The sequence below is a fragment of the uncultured Nitrospira sp. genome (genome assembly GCA_902500695.1).
In the GTDB taxonomy this organism is placed as follows: Bacteria; Nitrospirota; Nitrospiria; order Nitrospirales; family UBA8639; genus Nitrospira_E.
Window position 1 is genome coordinate 1 of sequence record CABVRQ010000031.1, and the last position, 18,694, is coordinate 18,694.

General features: G+C 49.5%; 16 protein-coding genes. 11 read left to right on the forward strand and 5 right to left on the reverse strand.

Annotated elements, in window-relative coordinates:
• Positions 1-80: 80 nt before the first annotated feature.
• The 5 genes from AAH187_RS09625 to AAH187_RS09645 all read right to left on the reverse strand — a co-directional run bounded on the left by AAH187_RS09625 (position 81) and on the right by AAH187_RS09645 (position 6,616).
• A complete protein-coding gene (locus AAH187_RS09625; protein ID WP_342348239.1) occupies positions 81-1,802 on the reverse strand; it encodes a hypothetical protein in 1,722 nt (573 codons plus the stop codon).
• 731 nt (positions 1,803-2,533) lie between these two features.
• The gene (locus AAH187_RS09630) at positions 2,534-3,217 is read right to left on the reverse strand and encodes a zinc metallopeptidase (protein ID WP_342348240.1); all 684 of its coding nucleotides are present in this window, start codon (positions 3,215-3,217) and stop codon (positions 2,534-2,536) included.
• Between the two features lie 119 nt (positions 3,218-3,336).
• Positions 3,337-4,125, reverse strand: coding sequence for an SDR family oxidoreductase (locus tag AAH187_RS09635; protein WP_342348241.1), 789 nt, complete (start codon positions 4,123-4,125; stop codon positions 3,337-3,339).
• 73 nt (positions 4,126-4,198) lie between these two features.
• On the reverse strand, positions 4,199-5,668 hold the full coding sequence (locus AAH187_RS09640) for a YdiU family protein (RefSeq protein WP_342348242.1): 1,470 nt from the start codon (positions 5,666-5,668) through the stop codon (positions 4,199-4,201).
• A gap of 759 nt (positions 5,669-6,427) precedes the next feature.
• Positions 6,428-6,616 (reverse strand): hypothetical protein, encoded by a 189-nt coding sequence (locus AAH187_RS09645; RefSeq protein ID WP_342348243.1) that lies wholly within the window; start codon positions 6,614-6,616, stop codon positions 6,428-6,430.
• Between the two features lie 198 nt (positions 6,617-6,814).
• Between AAH187_RS09645 and AAH187_RS09650 the strand changes: the two genes are divergently transcribed.
• From AAH187_RS09650 to AAH187_RS09700, 11 genes are all read left to right on the forward strand, one after another.
• On the forward strand, positions 6,815-7,297 hold the full coding sequence (locus AAH187_RS09650; RefSeq protein WP_342348244.1) for a cupredoxin domain-containing protein: 483 nt from the start codon (positions 6,815-6,817) through the stop codon (positions 7,295-7,297).
• Positions 7,298-7,380: 83 nt separating this feature from the next.
• The gene (locus AAH187_RS09655) at positions 7,381-9,144 is read left to right on the forward strand and encodes a hypothetical protein (RefSeq protein WP_342348245.1); all 1,764 of its coding nucleotides are present in this window, start codon (positions 7,381-7,383) and stop codon (positions 9,142-9,144) included.
• A 175-nt stretch (positions 9,145-9,319) separates the two neighbouring features.
• On the forward strand, positions 9,320-10,717 hold the full coding sequence (locus AAH187_RS09660; RefSeq protein ID WP_342348246.1) for a sigma 54-interacting transcriptional regulator: 1,398 nt from the start codon (positions 9,320-9,322) through the stop codon (positions 10,715-10,717).
• 256 nt (positions 10,718-10,973) lie between these two features.
• Complete coding sequence (locus tag AAH187_RS09665) at positions 10,974-12,404, forward strand: MBL fold metallo-hydrolase (RefSeq protein WP_342348247.1); 1,431 nt, start codon at positions 10,974-10,976, stop codon at positions 12,402-12,404.
• Positions 12,405-12,422: 18 nt separating this feature from the next.
• Positions 12,423-13,010: a rhodanese-like domain-containing protein gene (locus AAH187_RS09670; protein ID WP_342348248.1), complete on the forward strand. Its 588-nt coding sequence runs from the start codon at positions 12,423-12,425 to the stop codon at positions 13,008-13,010.
• A 298-nt stretch (positions 13,011-13,308) separates the two neighbouring features.
• Complete coding sequence (locus AAH187_RS09675) at positions 13,309-13,827, forward strand: DUF1264 domain-containing protein (protein ID WP_342348249.1); 519 nt, start codon at positions 13,309-13,311, stop codon at positions 13,825-13,827.
• Between the two features lie 72 nt (positions 13,828-13,899).
• Positions 13,900-14,367, forward strand: a complete 468-nt coding sequence (locus AAH187_RS09680; protein WP_342348250.1) for a cytochrome c — start codon at positions 13,900-13,902, stop codon at positions 14,365-14,367.
• A 331-nt stretch (positions 14,368-14,698) separates the two neighbouring features.
• Positions 14,699-15,106, forward strand: coding sequence for a hypothetical protein (locus tag AAH187_RS09685; protein ID WP_342348251.1), 408 nt, complete (start codon positions 14,699-14,701; stop codon positions 15,104-15,106).
• Between the two features lie 654 nt (positions 15,107-15,760).
• The gene (locus tag AAH187_RS09690) at positions 15,761-16,438 is read left to right on the forward strand and encodes a hypothetical protein (protein ID WP_342348252.1); all 678 of its coding nucleotides are present in this window, start codon (positions 15,761-15,763) and stop codon (positions 16,436-16,438) included.
• A gap of 279 nt (positions 16,439-16,717) precedes the next feature.
• The gene (locus AAH187_RS09695) at positions 16,718-17,950 is read left to right on the forward strand and encodes a molybdopterin-dependent oxidoreductase (protein ID WP_342348253.1); all 1,233 of its coding nucleotides are present in this window, start codon (positions 16,718-16,720) and stop codon (positions 17,948-17,950) included.
• A gap of 9 nt (positions 17,951-17,959) precedes the next feature.
• A complete protein-coding gene (locus AAH187_RS09700) occupies positions 17,960-18,625 on the forward strand; it encodes a cytochrome c (protein ID WP_342348254.1) in 666 nt (221 codons plus the stop codon).
• Positions 18,626-18,694 lie beyond the last annotated feature (69 nt).

Genomic DNA, 18,694 nt, shown 5'->3' on the forward strand with positions numbered 1-18,694 from the left:
CGGAAACTGGCATTCCATTCAACAAGTTCGGGATTGCAATTGTCCCGGATGGGTCAGTTTATTAGGCAACTTTTCATTTTCTATTGCTTTAGCAGCACCAACAGCTCACTACAACGCTTCGTGATTTCCCCTGTCCCTCCGGAAGTTTCTTGGCCGGTCGCCAGGCTGAAGTGAGCTTCAAAATGATTTTCCATTGAATCTTTTTCAACGACTGACGCCGCTTCCCATTGGAGATAATAAAAAATACAGCAGTACAATTCTTGGGTTGCCTGCGCGGCACCTTTTGGAAAGGCTGATTTGAATAAATCTCGAATCTCGACGTCATCCGAAGCAATTTTCCGAGCACTCGAAAGAAATTGCGTTCGAACATCACCGTCACTATTCAATCCAAGCTCGAGCAATGTGTGCCATTGTTGCAACTTTAAAAAATGGATCCAATGAAACTCGTCGTTCCAGTCAGTGATGGCAGATGCCCGATTGAATGCTTCCAATGCCAATTTGTATTGGCCTGTTTTGAACAACTGAACACCTTGACTGTTGGTTTCCATGAACTTCTGCTTATTTGATTGCCGGGTCATTTCACGTTCAGCAGTCTCTTTGCGCTTTTCATACTGACTCATGAATATTTCTACGGCTTTTCTTTCATCCTCAGTTGAATAGGAAGCATCGTGGTATTGGCTTGCACGTTCGTACAGCCTCTTTTCATCATAAACTTTGACAAGGTCTTCCCATTTAATCCGCACTCCTGTTTGGTCCCTATGATTGCTCGTGTACACCACAAGCACTTTCCCTATAACCGTAGGATCTTCTTCGACTAGTCCAAAGACATACTCATTGACCTTGAGATTATTGTGCGGCTGGTACGTTCCCCATTGAGCCAATATGTAACCGTAATTCTTTTCTTCATTGAAAATATTGCGTCTTCCTTCTATGAAATGTGCGGTGAGCCTCTCATCCAAATGCGAGCTCAGTGCATCAAAGTTTCCTTGCTCCGGGATATTAAAGACATCTCCCATTCTGCTTCGAACGTTATCCGCGATTCGAATGGCAAGCTCAAGGGACGGCGTTTTTTGGACGAGGTCACTCAACACAACTTCACAATCATCTAAGAACAACTTGTTATCTATAAGATCAAATAGAAGGCGGATCGCCGCGGAGGACTCTGAGTCCTGGAAGATATCCGTTCCTTCTTTTCTGAAGAAATGCATATTCCTGTGCAAGCATTTAATGAGTACTGCCGAAGTTTCACGGGTGAGGGTTGGCAGAAAGCTGTGCCTCTTCTGCCATAGTTCAGTCGGTTGGGTCCTCTTTCTCAAACCTGAAAGATGAGGATCAACGCTTTCTTTTAGCTCGTCTTGACCAAAACCATTCCAAGAAACAATGAAGGATTCGACAACATGATCCGGCACTTCGGTGGCTGGAACAGTGCGCGTGAAGTATTTCCAGAACACTTCAGGATGACTCAGCCGGTTATGACGGCGATACTCTGGCTCCAAGTCATCATGGCCATCAGGCGTGTTGAAAAACCCTTTACGCACCTCAAAGAATAGGATTTGAAGAAGTTCGAGCAAGACCTCCGGCTTCTCCTGTTTCTCACATAGGGTTTCGATGTGCTTTTTGATGCGGATGTAGGTCCTGTCATCTCTGGCATTGCATTCATAGGGAAACGAAATGAATGCGGCCTCACCCCATGCTGGAAGGTACATCCACGGACATGCAGACATATCTTCGTAGACGTCGGGGTACACAATCCTTAGCGCTTCCAGAATCAGGAAATCCTGAAGATGAACCTCTTTCTTCACAGAAGGAAGGCTTTGATAGAGACCATTTAAGTAAAGGTTTGCGGATCCTACCGTGGGAAACAGCTTTGATAACCAGGAGGCGTAGACTCCAGGGAAGGTTTTCTCGAAATCCTCGATTCTTTTCTGATCAATCTCGAGATTTCTCAACAGTCGGGCTATTGCGGAAACATGATCATCCTCGCTTGAGCAATAGAGATGAAGATCAATGTGCTCCTTCTCTGCTGGAAGCAGAGAAATCCCGGTCTGGGCAATTTCTTCATCGGATGAAAATTTTTCGAGCCAATCCGGGTTTACGATCGCGTTGTCCTCCATATGATCAGTACTTACCACCTATCCTGTTTTTTGAATTTTCCTGAATGTTTCACAAGTTGGACTATCTGCAGACGGGTAGGCTTTTCTCTCACTCGATGACTGTCATCAACCATGATAACCAGTTTTACCCCCGCCCTCTCAATGAGGCCTTCGATTGGGGATTGCACCTCATCTCATGTTTCGTCGGTCCATGATTGGCCAAAATTGAATCCTGTAACCTTACTACCAGAAACCAGAAGGGTGCGGCATTTTATTCCCAATTTCCTTAGGAATCTAGTTTCCCAAACCAAAAATTAATTGATCCGGCCCCGCCCTTGGCCGTCGATGAGTTCGTGTTTGGCTGGAGAATCTACGAGGAGAGGCAGGATGTCATATTCTGACATTACCAAAGCATTTCCGCAGGAGGTTTCTCACGAAAATTACCGTCGCACAAGACGGATCCATCGCCACATATTCACCAGGCTGAAGAGTGAGGAGGCGACATAGGTGAGGGCTGCGGCAGTGAGGATACGTTTGGCGCCATGTAAATCCGGTGGTGCCAGGTACCCGCCTTCTCTAAGGATCGGCAGGGCACGGCGGAAACTGGCATTCCATTCCACGGGGAGGGTGATGAGATGTACCATGGCCGAAACGCTCATGGTCCCAATCGCCACGACTAAGACAGCCAGACCCACTGCGGGAATCCTGGTCACTCCAGCCAGGACAGGAATCCCCAGCATCAAATACGACCCGGCCTTTTCGGCTTTCTGCGCAAATTTGATCAGGTGTGTTCGATCCTTTAAGAGGGAATACCCGTCATGATCTTGCAAGGCATGGCCCACTTCATGGGCCGCAATGACGGCCGCCGTGAGGGATCTGCCATTGTAATGGTTAGGGTTCAGACCGACCACTTTGGTTTCGGGATTGTAATGGTCTCCCATTGGCGTGGGTTCCACACGCACCTGTTGCAGACCAAACCGATTGAGCAAATGACGGGCTAATTCCCCGCCCGTTCCCCCAAGATCCTCACGGTGGTGACGGTATTGGCGGAAGACCCACCACACCCACAGTTGCGGTCCCAACACGACAATCATGAGCAGGAGAAAAAGAAGAATCATGCGCATGGAATCACTCTATCTCCTCAGCCCGCTCCTCACCAAGGAAGGGATTGCTTCTTATGTTGTTTTCCTGATGACACACCAGGAATTTTCGAAGAGGTCCTTTTACTCATTGGTCTTTTTCATCAAAAGACCGTACGCACGAGACCGCCTTCAGCCCGGATGCAAGACCCATTAATGACTGATGCCCGGGAACTGCAGACGAACGCCACGATCTCTCCTATTTCTTTTGGATCAATCAGACGACCGATAAGGGAGGTCGGACGGTTTTCTGACATAAAACGGCGCCCGGCTTCCGCTGGCGGAAGGTCAGGAAATATGTTCCGGATGAACGTTTCAACGCTTTCCGTGCGGGTGGGGCCGGGGAGCACCGAATTGACCGTCACCTCCGTCCCTTTCGTGAGTTCTGCCAATGAACGTGCAATGCCTAACTGCATGGTTTTCGTTGCGCTGTAATGTGCCATTTCGGGAGCCGGGGACACCCCCGATTCGCTTGAAATGAATACGATACGTCCGTGCCCACGTTTTAGCATGCCCAGAAGGTAATGGCGGGCGAGACGCACGCCGCTCATGATGTTGATCTCAAACATCTGCTGCCACGCCTTATCCGATTCCTCAAAAAATCCGACAGCCTCGTAGATGCCAAGATTGTTGACCAGAATATCGACCTCGGGCACTTGAGAGATACTGTGAATGCAACCGGCGACAGTCCCGTTGTCAGCCACCAGAGGGATCATCTCTGCATGGGGAAGATCGGCGCGGATCTCCGCCAAAGCTTGTTCCACACTGGCCTGCGTACGACCGTTAATCACCACTTTAGCGCCTTCAGCGGCAAGTGCACGCGCAATTTCCAAGCCTATGCCCCCGGAGGAAGCCGTCACCATCGCTGTTTTTCCATTCAGATTCAGATTCATGATGACACTCCCTTCCCATGACGGATGAGTGGAAATCCCCGATCAGGTCTTTACTGTTTTTTTTCTCAATTGTTCACGAAGAGCACGAGACAATAATCGAAGGTTCGCCGGGAGGCGGAGGCAGGGCATAGTCTTCCATGCCGGGTTGTTCGGTAAACGGATCACTCAGCAGATTCAACAACCGATCTATTTCCGAATAATCTTTCTGCTGAACGGCTTGGGTTATGGCCCGTTGCGCGAGATGATTCCGGAGGATGTACTTGGGGTTCACCTGATCCATTCTGGCTTGGCGCTCCTCATCATCGCTTTTTTCGGCTCGAAGCCGCTCCCGAAACCGTGCCGTCCAGTCATCAAAGGCTTCCCGGTGGAGGAACTGGTCCCGTAACGCGGAGGGTACCGTGGGACTCTCCTGGTGAACGGTTCCCAAGGCACGGAACACGGTTGTGTAATCCGCCCGGCTGGAATCCATGAGGTTCAACAGATCGGTCACGAGTTTGTCGTCTCCCGCATGGGTTTCGACCAGCCCAAGCTTAGCCCGCATCAGTTCGGCATATTTCCCCGTCATCGCTTTTTCATAGACTCCCGGAGTGGCATTGACGTCGGCTTCTTCCACGAACGGGGACAAGGCCCGCGCCAGAGCCCGGATATTCCAATAGCCGATGTCGGGTTGGTTCTGGAAGGAATACCGCCCGTGATGGTCTGAATGATTGCAGATAAACGTTGGGTCATAGCGTTCCATAAATCCAAATGGGCCGTAATCCATCGTTAACCCCAGGATAGACATGTTATCGGTATTCAGAACGCCATGAGCCCACCCCACGGCTTGCCATTGGGCCACGAGATGCCCGGTGCGAACGGCTACTTCATGCAACAGCCTGGCATATCCATTTTCAACCCCAACCAGATGCGGGTAATGATATTCGATGACATAGTCTGCGAGCGTTTTCAGGTATTCGAATTGGCGTCGATAGTAAAACACTTCAAAACTGCCGAACCGCACATGGCTCGGCGCCATCCTGAGCAACATCGCTCCCGGTTCCGGTGTTTCCCGCCATACCACTTCTTCCCCGGCCACAATACACAAACTCCTTGTGGTGGGAATCCCCAACCCATGCATGGCTTCGCCACAGAGATATTCCCGAATGGTCGAACGCATCACCGCACGGCCATCGCCATCCCTTGAGAATCGCGTCAGCCCTGCGCCTTTCAATTGCAACTCCCACCGCTCCCCTTTTTGGTTTCGCACCTCTCCCAGCATAATGGCCCGCCCATCGCCGAGCTGCGGCACGTAATGCCCGAATTGATGACCCGAATACAACATGGCCACGGGATCACTGCCAGGCAACAGTTTGGCCCCGCAGAAGTATTCGGCAAACTCCGGACGGGCCCATTCTGTGGGGTCAAGTTCGAGCAAGTCGACAGCTGCCGGGTTGACGCTCACAAGGTAAGGGTTAGGAAAAGGCGTTGGCTTGACCCGCTCATGAAACACGTCAGGCAGGCCCGCATAGGTGTTCTGGAAATTGAGATGTTCTAATTTGTTCATGAGTTCATTATCCGTGACCTTGCCTGGGTCGAGCAACCACAAACCTCTTCATATCACTTTGAGACCGCTGAAGATTCAACGGTGAATGCAAAAACCTTTAAGACACTAGGCAAGAAATGACACTTCAGTATGTGTTTTAAAACGCGTCTTTCAAAACCGTATCTCTTTCGATTCAACTGTGTGTGGTATTTTCTCAACAACAATTCTTTTGATTTCCTTGAAAATTGAAAAATGTCAATATATACAATACATTATGAACAATGGCTTTCTAGGTTCAATAATTGCTTTTGCCATCATGCAGAAGTCTTAATGCTAGGAAGCTTATGGTTATTGGGTGCGTGTATTTTTTCTTATGCCCTCGAAAAAGAAAAGGAGATCGCATGATTCGGATTTGTGCATGGTGTCGACAGGAAGGCAAGACCGGAATTCTTGGAAGGAACCCGGGAGAGTCCGGGGAGATCAATGAACCGGAATCCCACGGGATCTGCCACGACCATGGAGTCCGCCTTCGCCAGACTTTCACGCGAAACCTTGGCCATCGCCCTCTTTCAACAGCTACTCTTTCCCCCTCATCAGCTTCCCTCTAGACAGCGTTCACCCTTCCTAATGCTGAAACTCGGGTTGCAAGACGTCAGAGGCGTGAGCTGCGGCAGGGATGGTATGACCCACATCACAACTGCGCGAATGGAAATTTCAACAAATACGGTTTGTCGGAGTTGGGTCTTGAGGCTGTGATTCGAGAGAACTGCGGAAGGTATGCTATCGGCGCGGAGTTGGGAATTTGCTGGTCGTCTTTAATCGGTTTTTGATCAGGACCATCCCGATATGAGGGAGGCGGGCGGTTCGACGGACCTCAAACCATCCATACGCCAGCACGCTCAGGACCAACACCAGGGCAATGCCTATCGAAAGGGGGTCAGGACCGATAAATAATTCAAAGAGATGCACCGTGGACTGTTCTCCTGATGTATTCCCATGTTTTTCGGTCGTTTCCGCAGGATCTTGAGATTTTCTCTCCCACTTCCGATTTTTTTCCTTTTATACATATTTCCCCTTACGGCTATACCAAATTTTTTTATAGAATTGGCGAACAATTCCTCCTGCTCGTTTCGCGCCGGAATCGCTAACCGGTATAATGCATTCATCATGATGTTTTCCCTACCCTCATTTAGATTTTTTCAGGCCTGGATTCTGATGCTGAGTCTCACGGTGTTTGCGCCCCCGGACATGGCCGTAGTGGGGGGAGCCACGCCGGTCAGTCTCGCTCCTGCCGCTGATACCGAAGAAACCGTCGTGACCATCAATATTAAATCACGGGAATTCAGCCCCAACACCCTTTCCGTCACCGTGGGGCAAAAAACCCGGCTGGTCCTCAAAAATTTGGATACGGAACTGCATGCATTTCTGCCGGTCGGCCTACTGACAGATATCCACTTGAATGTCAGCGGAAGTGGTGCCCCACAGTTTTCCAAAGAAGGTCTCAGCCGCGTTTTGCTTCCCACCAGAGGCCAAACAGACATTGTCTTTATCCCATCTCATCCCGGTACGTTCCCATATTTTTGCGATTTACCGGGCCATGTGATGCGGGGTACCATCGTGGTACACAAGAACGAGAGTATGGTAGATTAGCCACCTGGGCATGAGGGATATCCCCTCTCTACTCGTACACAAAATCATTAACCAAGCATGTTTGTGAGGAGGAGTTTGGTTCCATGAGTATTGTTTGTCGTCAACCAATTATGACAGATACCCTGCAACCTGAGGCAGATCATCGCCTCGGTTCCCCTGTTCGCCGGATGTGGCCTTCGCTCAAATGGGCAGGGCTCCTTTGCTGTTCCTGGCTGTTGACCTTCACTCATGTGTGGGCCGCCGAGCCAGGCCCCGTCAATGAGGAAGCCTTGCTCACCACCGTTCGGGAATTTGCCAATGCGTTGGGAAACGGCGATCGAGTCGCGGCCGGCCAACGGGATTTTGTGTGCTTACATCAGATGGCCCAACAGCAGTTGTTCTCAGACGGGAATTTTCCCGACCCGTCAAATCCTATCTATGAATGGTGTGAACACCGTCGGCAGGAGGCCCACCAACTCGTCATTCAACAACACGACCGGGCATTGGATAATGTGTGGCCGGGACCGGGAAGACTAGTCGATTTTTCAGATTTCGAACGATTCTTTATTGCGGAGACCCTTCATCAACAACTAGCTCCGTCGTTTTTTGTCATGCAGGCCATTGCGATTCAGGAACCAACGACCCCATTTATCATTGAGGCCGTGGAATCGGGTACCTTGCCCCATGCCTCGTTTCCTTCGCCAGATGAAACCGCAGTCCTTGCCACACCCACAGCCTTTCTGACCACAAGGGTGTCCTACCCGAATGCCTTGACAGCACCCATTGCCAATGCCCCGGGAGCCGAGGATTGGGTCGTGCCTTATAAAAAAGCACAGCGGGTGGTGAAATCCGTTAACGTGAAATGGGTCGTGCTTTCAGATCTCAAGCGGTTGGGATTTCCCACCGACCGTGCCGTGCTGGATTTGATTCTCGATGGCCCACGCGGCACAACCATTCCATTTGTGGTGGATCCAGGTGGGTTTATGCCTCGCTCAACAGAATGGTTTGGCCTTCCAGAAAGCATGGAGACCATCAAAACAGGAATACAGCAGGCACAGGCAGCCCCTACCAGACTAGAATCCATCATGAGGTTGAACCGGGTTTTGATGATTGGTCCCACCCACATTCCTACCCTCGAAGTTTTTTCCGATCAACTGTATAAAGGTTTTCTGGAGTATGGAGGTCGCTTGAACGGCCTTCAATTGGGTGACGAGCGTCTGGCTCAACGGTTCAACGAACTCTATTGGACGGTGCAATCCCAAACCGATCGGTTTGATATGTCCCTGGGTATGGAAATGGGTGGGAAGCCTGAGCCGATGTCCGCCGATTTTCTCTATCGAATGATTCCCGTGATGGAGGCCTTAGCCTCCCTGGAGCCTGGTGATTTCAACAACCGTATTCGCCTGTCCTCGACCTACCGATGGACGAACGACCAAATGGCGGCTCTGTCCGCTCCACAGGAATTATTGACTGAAGTCCCAACCGACCAGGAAGAACTCCGCGCACAGGTGCTCTTGGAATTGGCGTGGGCCCGAATTGGGAAAGTGGCCTGGAACCGGCACTTTGACGATCCCGACATTCACAAAGGCTATGAGGCGGCTCAAAAAGCTTTCGAGCTCACGAAAGATCCGCTCAACAAATTTACCGCAGCCTATGCGATGGCCTATAGCCTGGCGTTTCACGTACCTCGTGACAATCAGGCCATGTTGGGTTTACTACAGCAGGCCCGTGACTGGTTTGAAAAAACTCCCGGCTCAAGCCCCCAAAGCTGGGCGTATATGTTGCACAATGATACGCTGAAGGGGTTAGTCGAGACTGATCCCGCCTTCAAGTCATTGCTAGCCGCACAGGTAGATTCTGCAAAATAGGTGTGAGCAGCCTCATGAAATTATCACATGCGGTGTCCCGGACAAACTGACGACCACGAAAGGCTGGAGAAACGTCTTGCCTCAATGAACGTTCTCCAGCCTTACTGGTTCACCTACCCTCTTTTTCTCAACACGGTCCATCTCTCCCGGAGCTCTCTTCTTTAATTCACCTACCATGGAGCTAGATTTCCGAAAAAATCCCGCTATCTTGAATAACATGCTCGACGTGATGGCCGATGGCGTGTTCACCGTCGATGCCAAGGGTCATATTGTAGCCTGGAGCACGGGGGCAGCTCGTATTACGGGATATTCCAGTCAGGATATCCTGGGAAAATCCTGTCATATTTTAGAGGGTCAAAATTGCAAGGGCTTTCGCATCCTGACGGAATTTCTCGACAACCCGACTCCGTATCCATGGGGAATCTGCAACCAGGAATGCAAAGTTCTGGGGAAAGACGGGCGAGAACTCTACCTCTTTGGCAATGTCTCGATCATCCGAGATGAACAAGGTCAGGTCGGAGGTGCTGTGGGTACCTTTACCGACCTCACTTCATTTATTGTAAATAATCAGAAAATTGCCGTGCTGGAGGAACAGGCAAAATCCCGTGAGTCCTTTCAACAACTCATAGGCAAAAGCCCTCCGATGCAAGAAGTGTTTCGCCGGCTCCGACTGGCCGCACAAAGCGATGTCACGGTGCTGCTCACCGGGGAATCCGGCACCGGAAAAGAATTGGCGGCCCGAGCCATTCACACCCTGAGCGATCGAAAAGATAAACCGTTTTTCGCCATCAATTGTTCAGCCATTCCTGAAACCTTGCTTGAAAGCGAACTTTTTGGGCATGTGAAGGGGGCATTTACCGGGGCCATACGCGACAAAATCGGAGTCTTTCAAGCCGCCGGCGGTGGCACGTTATTTTTAGATGAAATCGGAGATACCAGCCCTCTCCTGCAGTTGAAATTACTCAGGGTCCTGCAGGAAAGCGAGATTCGCCGGGTTGGAGATGATCGGGGCATGCAGGTCGATGTTCGACTCATTACGGCCACCAATAGGGATTTAAACCTTCTTATGGCGGAAGGCACGGTTCGGGAAGATTTTTATTATCGAATTCATGTGTTCGAGATTACCCTTCCACCTTTGCGAGCCAGACGAGAAGATATTCCTCTCCTGGTTCACCATTTCATGGCAGACAGTTCTAAGACGTTTCGTCGCGAAATAGGAGACATAGCCCAGGACGCCCTTCAACGATTGATTGACTATAACTGGCCAGGGAATGTCCGCGAATTAAAAAATGCGATCGAACATGCCTTCGTCACTGTCACGGGGGATTGCCTTACCCTGTGGGACCTCCCTTCCGAAGTCCAACGTCCCCCAAGATCTAAAAGTCTCAAACCTCTCTCTTCCAAATCAGAGCCTTCCCTTCCACCGGATGAGGAAGCTCGCATTGCTGAAGCCCTCCAACAGACCAACGGCAACAAAACGGAGGCTGCCAAACTTCTCGGAGTGAGTCGAGTCACCCTTTGGAAGAAAATTAAACAGCTTCAGACCCCTCCCAACGCACAACCAAACCGTTAATACGTTAACTTAACAGTTAACGCGTTTTGTACAGTTCTTCGGACTTTAAGGCCATACTCGGGCTTTTAGTCATCTTTATTAATCCACTAGGACATTGTTTTTATTTAGAATTTTTAAAACATTCACGAAAAAACTTACATGGCACAATCCATGCTTAAGTGTATGTCATGGAAAGAATCTTAAAAGAATATCTCAAAACGAACTCAGTCGAATTTGACCAAGACTCCTTTTCAAGAAGGAGGGGAGGGTATCAATCATGATTGTGAAACAATTTTATTTGAGTTGTTTAGCCCATGCGTCTTACATGATTGGCGATAACAAAACCTCAACCGCTGTGGTTGTGGATCCTCAACGGGACGTCGAGCAATATCTTCAGGAAGCCCGCCGTCACGATTGGAAGATTCGGTATGTGTTTCTCACTCACTTCCATGCGGACTTTCTGGCCGGGCATCTTGAACTGCAACGACAAACTGGTGCTGAGATTTGCCTTGGCGCCAAAGCCAAGACCGACTTCCCCATTCGCAACTTTCAGGACAAAGAGGTGCTTGAGTTTGGGTCGGTGCGCATTCAGGTCCTGGAAACCCCCGGACATACCCCTGAGAGTATTTCGCTTGCCGTCTACGATTTGAGCAGGAGCGCCGATCATCCACACTGTGTGCTGACGGGAGATACCTTGTTTATTGGCGATGTAGGTAGGCCGGACCTTATGGCCTCCATTGGGGTCACCGCAGAAGAGTTAGGGGGCCAACTATTTGATTCGCTCCGCAATACACTCATGCGCCTCCCGGATGAAACGCTGGTCTATCCTGCCCATGGAGCGGGATCCATGTGCGGGAAAAATTTAAGTAATGACACTGTGTCCACATTAGGCAGGCAACGTTGGGAAAACTATGCGCTTCAACCTATGACAAAAGAAAAATTTGTTGAATTGGTCACGGCTGACCAACCTGAAGCCCCTTCGTACTTCGGATATGACGCCAAGATGAATAGGGAACAACATCCTATTCTGGATGATGTGGTGCGGAACAGCCTCACTCCTCTTTCCCTTCAAGTGGTGTTGGATCATCAGAAAAAGGGTGCTCAAGTCCTTGATGTCCGAAATGCCGTTGAATATGCGGGGGGGCACCTGAAGGGGAGTCTCAACATTGGATTAGGAGGGAAATTTGCGACCTGGGCCGGGACGGTTCTGGACCCCAAACGCTCCATCCTCATCATTGCCGAGCCTGGATATGAAAAGGAGGCGATTCAACGATTAGGCCGCATTGGGTTTGACCGCGTCCTGGGCTATCTGAACGGTGGGATGCAATCCCTTGAGGTAAACCCTGATATTATCCAAAAAGTCCAACGCATCTCCGCTCAGGGACTTGCGGAACTGTTGACGACCTCTCAACCACCAATGGTCGTCGACGTCAGATCGGAAAAAGAGTGGCAATCAGGGCATATTGACCGAAGCATCAACATTCCTTTGCCTCACCTGGCCGAACATGTTCATGACATCCCTGCAGATACCCCTGTGGTGGTCCATTGTGCCAGTGGCTATCGATCATCCACCGCCATAGGGATTTTGGAACAGGCCGGACGAGACCAGGCCATGGATCTCGTCGGCGGGCATGACGCCTGGCTCACCACGTGGGGGCATCCACGCCACAAAGGTCAATCCGAAGCTACAACCTCATGCGGGAAATAACGGAAAGGAGGATAGCAAATGAATGCATTGGTATTAGATCAAGGAGCAAAATCGGGAACGGGTAAGGAAAATCAGGTGTCGACTCCTTCATCGAAGGGTCCCCTGTATATCGATGTCAGGACACCACAAGAATTTGAAAAAATGCATATTTCAGGTGCTCGAAATATCCCTCTACCAGATTTACATAGATATGTGGGCGAACTGAAAACCCTTTCTCATGAGCACCCCATCATGTTGATCTGTCGAACACAAAACCGGGTGAAGATTGCCTACGAGTATTTGATTAACCAAGGTCTAACGAATTGTGGAATTCTGGAAGGAGGCATCACTGCCTGGATTGAGCAAGGCAAGCCTGTGGTCCGGGGGCAACATCAAATCTCCCTTGAAGGACAGGTTCGAGCCATCGCAGGCGGGTTGATTCTGGTAGGGGTAGCCTTAGGCTTTACGGTTCACGGTGGATTCTTTTTCCTCCCTGCCATGGTTGGAGCCGGACTCCTGCACGCTGGATTAACCGATTCGTGTTTAATGGGTATGCTGTTATCCAAGCTACCCATGAACCGAATTGAAAATTCCTCGCAAAAAAAAGGCAAGAAAGGAGATTCATGATGAATTGTCCACGATGCGAAGGATTATTGATGAGTGATCAAGTCTATAACCCGCAGGAAGCCGTATATGTGTTGCCTATATGGCGCTGCGTTAACTGCGGCGAATCGTTTGACCCCATGATTCTCCAGAACCGGACGACACAAAAAGGGAAAGGGACTATGCTACATTCAAAATCCACAAGTTTGACAAACAATAGAACCCCATTGGCTATGACACGATAGAACGCCTATAGTTTTACCATAGTCCCTAACCTGGAATTCAGTCAGGTCCATCACATATTAATCACAAGGAGGTTGCTATGCATCGTTCAATTCGATCCGTTTTGATGTTGGGGGGTATTAGCCTTATAGCCATGGGGTGGATGACCACTCCAGCCATGAGTGAGGGAAAAAGCCCGACAGATGGCTATGACATTCACATTCAAGCCCCGCATATGATGGCGGATGGGACCGTGGGAGGACCGTACCATCATTACTGTAAGGGCATTTCGGATGAGCTGTTGCAATGTCAGTTATATGAGTCCACCGATCCCAACGCCAAGCTGGTGGCCATTGAATATTTTATTGCCAAAGACCTCGCACGAAAAAATGTCCCCCTGGTTCAGTGGAATCGGGCCTTTCATGATCATCAAGTCGAAATCGATACCGGGCGCGTGCAAATTCTTGATGTTGAAGACCCTGCCAAAGTCAAAGCCCTGGCAGAAGCGGCTGGGAAAACCGATGGAGTCATTTTTCACCTCTGGGGCAAGGATCAGGTGGTTCCAGATGGGGCCGTCTCGATACCCACCTCGCTTGGTCACGTCTTCCGGACAGAATAATCTAACCTCACAGGGAGAGCGGTCTGTCGCTCTCCCTGTATTCTTACAAACTCATTATTTTAAGGAGCGCTTGTGATACGTTGGAAATTAGGAAGACTCCTGGTGGGGTTTTTCATATTTCAAAGTCTCTGGCCTTTTGCAAATGAAGCGGCTGATCTTGAAGTGTTGACCCCTCGGGTACCTCAGGATCAAATAGCCAAAGCGCGATCGCGGGAAAATCCATTTTCATCCAGCCCTGAGAATATTGAGAAGGGGAAACACATTTTTCACGGCAAAGCCTTTTGTGTCACCTGTCATGGACCGGAAGGAAAGGGCTTGGGAGATATCCCTGGCTTAAGGGGGAAGCTTCCCCGGAATTTTACGGATAAAATCTGGCAGGCAGCTCGCACCGATGGAGAACTCTTTTGGATATTGCAAAACGGCAGCCCGGGGACGGCTATGGCCTCCTTCATCCCCCTGGTGTTGACTGAAGAAGAGGCTTGGTATGTGATATTGTATGTGAGATCATTTGGCAATGGGGTAGAATCAAGAAAAGAATAAAGCGATGATCCGGCCATCAACCTCATTGAATCTGCTATCCCTCACAACGATGTGTTTGTGGTCTTTTAGGTTCCGAGTCCATTGACCTGACATCCTAAGAATGTCAATAATGCGAAAGGGGCCACGCCTGGAGTAGCGGCCATCAAAGTTTTTATGCCAGAAAAGGCGGTGAATTGATAGGTAATACCGGTCTCACCAATATGGTAGAAGGAAATGAAAAAGCGGATCTACATGGCCTTGCGGTTGTTCATCCCTAATTTGTTCCGTGCGCGAACCTGGCCCCTTCCCGAGGCCATGTTCCGAACCACATCTAGGAAGGAGGACTTGGCTTATGTCGGTTATGCCTCTAATCGTTCTTGCAACCTGGTTAGCGTTCACCTCAGTCGAGATTCCCTCCCCCTCAACGACCTTAGCCTTGCCTTCAGAACCAGACGAAAATACGCGGATCGATGAAATCTACGATCAGGAATCTCTCATGCTGCTTTCCCTGTATTCCTTGAAAGGGAATGGGAAAGCCGATTACATCACGGGACGAACCGTCGAACAACATGTGCGAAGCACCTACGGAAACCCGGTTTACTACACCCTGGAGTTTCCCATTTTTTATTGGTGGAACCATACAATGTGGAATGACCCGTTTGTGGATGGTGTCAACGGAAACGAACAGGTCTATCAGGAGGAAACCGATTTTGATGTGAGCCGATATAAGCCTTGTGCCTTTAACGGGCAACTCTGCTAGAAAAGCGGCTTTACAGTAGAGTCTCTTCCTTTATCATCTGGCCGCTGGCGGCCCATCAAACACATTCGCCCAAATGTCCACTCGTTCGAAACACGAACCGGATAGAGGGTATAGGTTGTTCAGGCATTTCCATAAATTTTACCAGTATCCACCCGAAAAAATGAGGAAACCCTCTGGGTTTTAGCCAGCCGGTGCTGGCAACTCTTCACAGTTTCCCGGCCACTTGCCTTGCCAACTGACAAATTAAAGCCGAAGGCAAACACCAGTGGGCTACAGGAATGGTGCTGATCTTAGACCCACAACACTCTCAACGCACAGTCAGCTTCGAACCCGAAAATGTCTTGAATACCAATGTCTGGATTGGAGCGCAGTATGCATGTTGAAAATTTCCAAGATTGAGGATACGGCATTGGGAGCCGGGAATTCCAATTCAAGGAGCCTGGATTCGACTGTACATACCTGAGAGGCTTTACCTGCTAAAATCTGTCAAGAACGATTTACAGTCACTTCCTAAAAGAGATATAAAAAGCTTGCCGAAAAAACAATACGGGACCAAGCAACCGGCCTGGACTCTAGATTCAATCCATTCCATCCGGAATCTTTCGAAAATGAGCATTATTCTTTCTATAAAAATTTCCTGCAGGAAAAGAAATCATGAAATTCGCAACCCCTCATTTCTGTAGGGTCATTTTGTTCGTTCTCCTTCCATTGTTTGTTTCTGGTCCTTTCTTGGCATTTGGCAACGAGTTACCTGATGGTGTTAAACCACTTCTTTTGACAGACGGGAAACCTTTATCAACATTTGTCCCTGAAGGAACTCTTTTTCTCAATGATCCTGAAACCCTCGACCGCTTCCTCAAGAATCTCGAAGGGTCTCCTCCAGACTGGAAATTTCTGTTTGGGTCTAATGTTGACGAACGGTATGATCGCCTTTTTGAGGAAACAGAGAAACGCGACGCTGCCAGGATAGGCAACACAACAGCAAATCAATTTTTGGCCTTCATTTGGGAAGGAGACCTCACCAGCTATCGGCCCGAACACAAAGGATTCGGGGTGGCGATTGGGCCGAGCCAAATCCCTACGGCTTGGGGAATCATTCGTTTCAAGATCGCCAACCAACCCTCTGAAATGGTGGCGATCCCTCCTTCACGTTTACTAGAAGAGCTTCAGAAGAAACGTTTACACCATGAACAGGTAGAAGTCACCATTCTATTTATCGGAAAACTTATTCCTGAAGAATCGTTGATGTATGATTTTTCCACGGCCAAAGAAGGAGAAGGTATGATTCTTCCTATTGTGCACCTCACCCAAATTGAATACCTTTTTGAATAATGCATGCCGAGTGTACAATGTGAAAACGATGAAGAGTCTCTTCGATGGTTAACGATATTGGATTATTAAAATGGGTCTCCAAAAACGAGCATACTGACCTTTTCTGAGATGCCCAATGACCCGTCTGGCAGATCATTCAGTATCTTGGGACATTGGCAAAATAAGAATAAAGGATAATTCCCTGATTTGTTCTTCAGTGCTGTCATGGAAATAGAAAGGTTTGATTTGTGAGTAGGTCATCTCTCTGGGCTCTTTTGAAAAAATAAGGTAGATTAACCCATGAAAGACACAAGGCCCGGAATTGATCGACGACATTTTTTGAAGGGAAGCCTGGCTCTTGGGTTGGCAGGCCTCCTCACACCCGCGGGGATCCGCGCTAACGATTCATCGAACGTCACGCTTCCTTTCGAGCGGGGTCGTCGCCCATTGGTCGCTTTTCCACAGAAGCGGCCACTCATGGTATTGGCCACAAGGCCTCCCCAGTTAGAAACACCCTTTCATATTTTCAACGAGAACATCTTCACGCCTAATGATGCATTTTTTGTTCGTTGGCATCTTGCCAATATCCCTCAGGAAATTGACGTGAACACCTTTCGGCTGACTATTCGAGGTCGAGTCAATCAAATTTTATCTCTGAGCCTTGAAGAACTGAAAACTCAATTTGAACAAGTCGAAATTGCCGCCGTCTGTCAATGCGCGGGAAATAGTCGCGGGTTTTTCCAACCCAGAGTACCCGGAGTACAGTGGGGAAATGGTGCGATGGGAAATGCCAATTGGAAGGGAATCAGACTCCGTGATCTTCTTCACAAGGCGGGACTTGCAAACGATGCTCTGCAGGTACGGTTTGATGGCCTGGACCAAGCGGTCGCCCAAGTCACACCGGATTTCCGGAAATCTCTGAACCTTGATGATGCACTACAGAAAGAGGTGTTGATCGCTCACTCCATGAACGGAGAATCTCTTCCCATGTTGAACGGTTTTCCTCTTCGCCTCGTGGTGCCGGGATGGTATGCGACCTATTGGGTGAAGATGCTGAATGACATCGAAGTGCTCAATCAGGCCGATCAAACTTTTTGGACGACCGATGCCTATCGCCTGCCGGCTGATCCTTGTCACTGCGTGAACCCCGGTGAGGCCTTAACGAGCACCGTTCCAATGGGCAAAACGCCCGTTCGATCCTTTATGACGAATGTGGAACAGGGTCAACTCCTGCCTGGAGGAAAACCATTCACGATTAAAGGGATAGCCTTTGACCAGGGCTATGGCATTGATCGCGTGTTGTTCTCCATGGATGGAGGCCAACAATGGCAGTCCGCTCGATTGGGAAAGGACTATGGGAACTTCAGCTTTCGTCCTTGGGAGGCACCCTTTACTCCTGAGCCTGGAAAGACATATCCACTCCAATCACTGGCCATCAATCGGATTGGAGAAACACAGCGGTTCGATGCCAGATGGAATCCACATGGATATCTTCGCAACGTCATCGAAACGGTGAATATCCATGCAACCTGAGACCAAGTCATGATGCGTGTGTGCAAGTTCTTGATGGTGCTGCTGTGTCTCATCGGATTTTGGTGGGAACTTCCGGCTAATGCCGATGACAGAAAACAGCTATCCATTCTCCATCTTCCTTCCGATCCCATTTCTTTTCAACCAGGTCCTGGGAGTGATCTCGCCAGCCGTTACTGCCTGATGTGTCATTCCGCAGAGTATGTGTATATGCAGCCACCTCATCCCCGTGAGGAATGGACGGAAATTGTCGAAAAAATGAAAACATCCTTCGGCTGTCCAATCTCGAATGAGGACATGGCTCCCTTGGCCGATTATCTCGTGTCGCAAAACTCACTTCAACCTTCCCCCTCAGCGCCTCACGTCCAAGCGGACGATCAGAAGGAAACACCCGGTCGATCTCCTACTCAATCTGGCGATCCGCAACAAGGGAAATCCCTCTATGAACGCCACTGCCTCACGTGCCATGGACCCGGTGGCAAAGGAGACGGCCCCATCGGACCGGTTTTGGTTCCGCCGGCAGCCAACCTCACGTTATTAGGTAAGCAATCGGACAAAACCATCCTTGATGCGCTCCGAAAAGGACGTCCGGGAACAGCGATGCCAGCCTGGGAATACGATCTGAATCCACAAGAGCTGAATCATCTTCTTTCATTTCTTCGAACGTTAACTCCATAACACCGATGAATCCTGTACGCCAGATCAAGAGGCCATTCCATCAGCAACCAGATACATTCCTTGGATTTC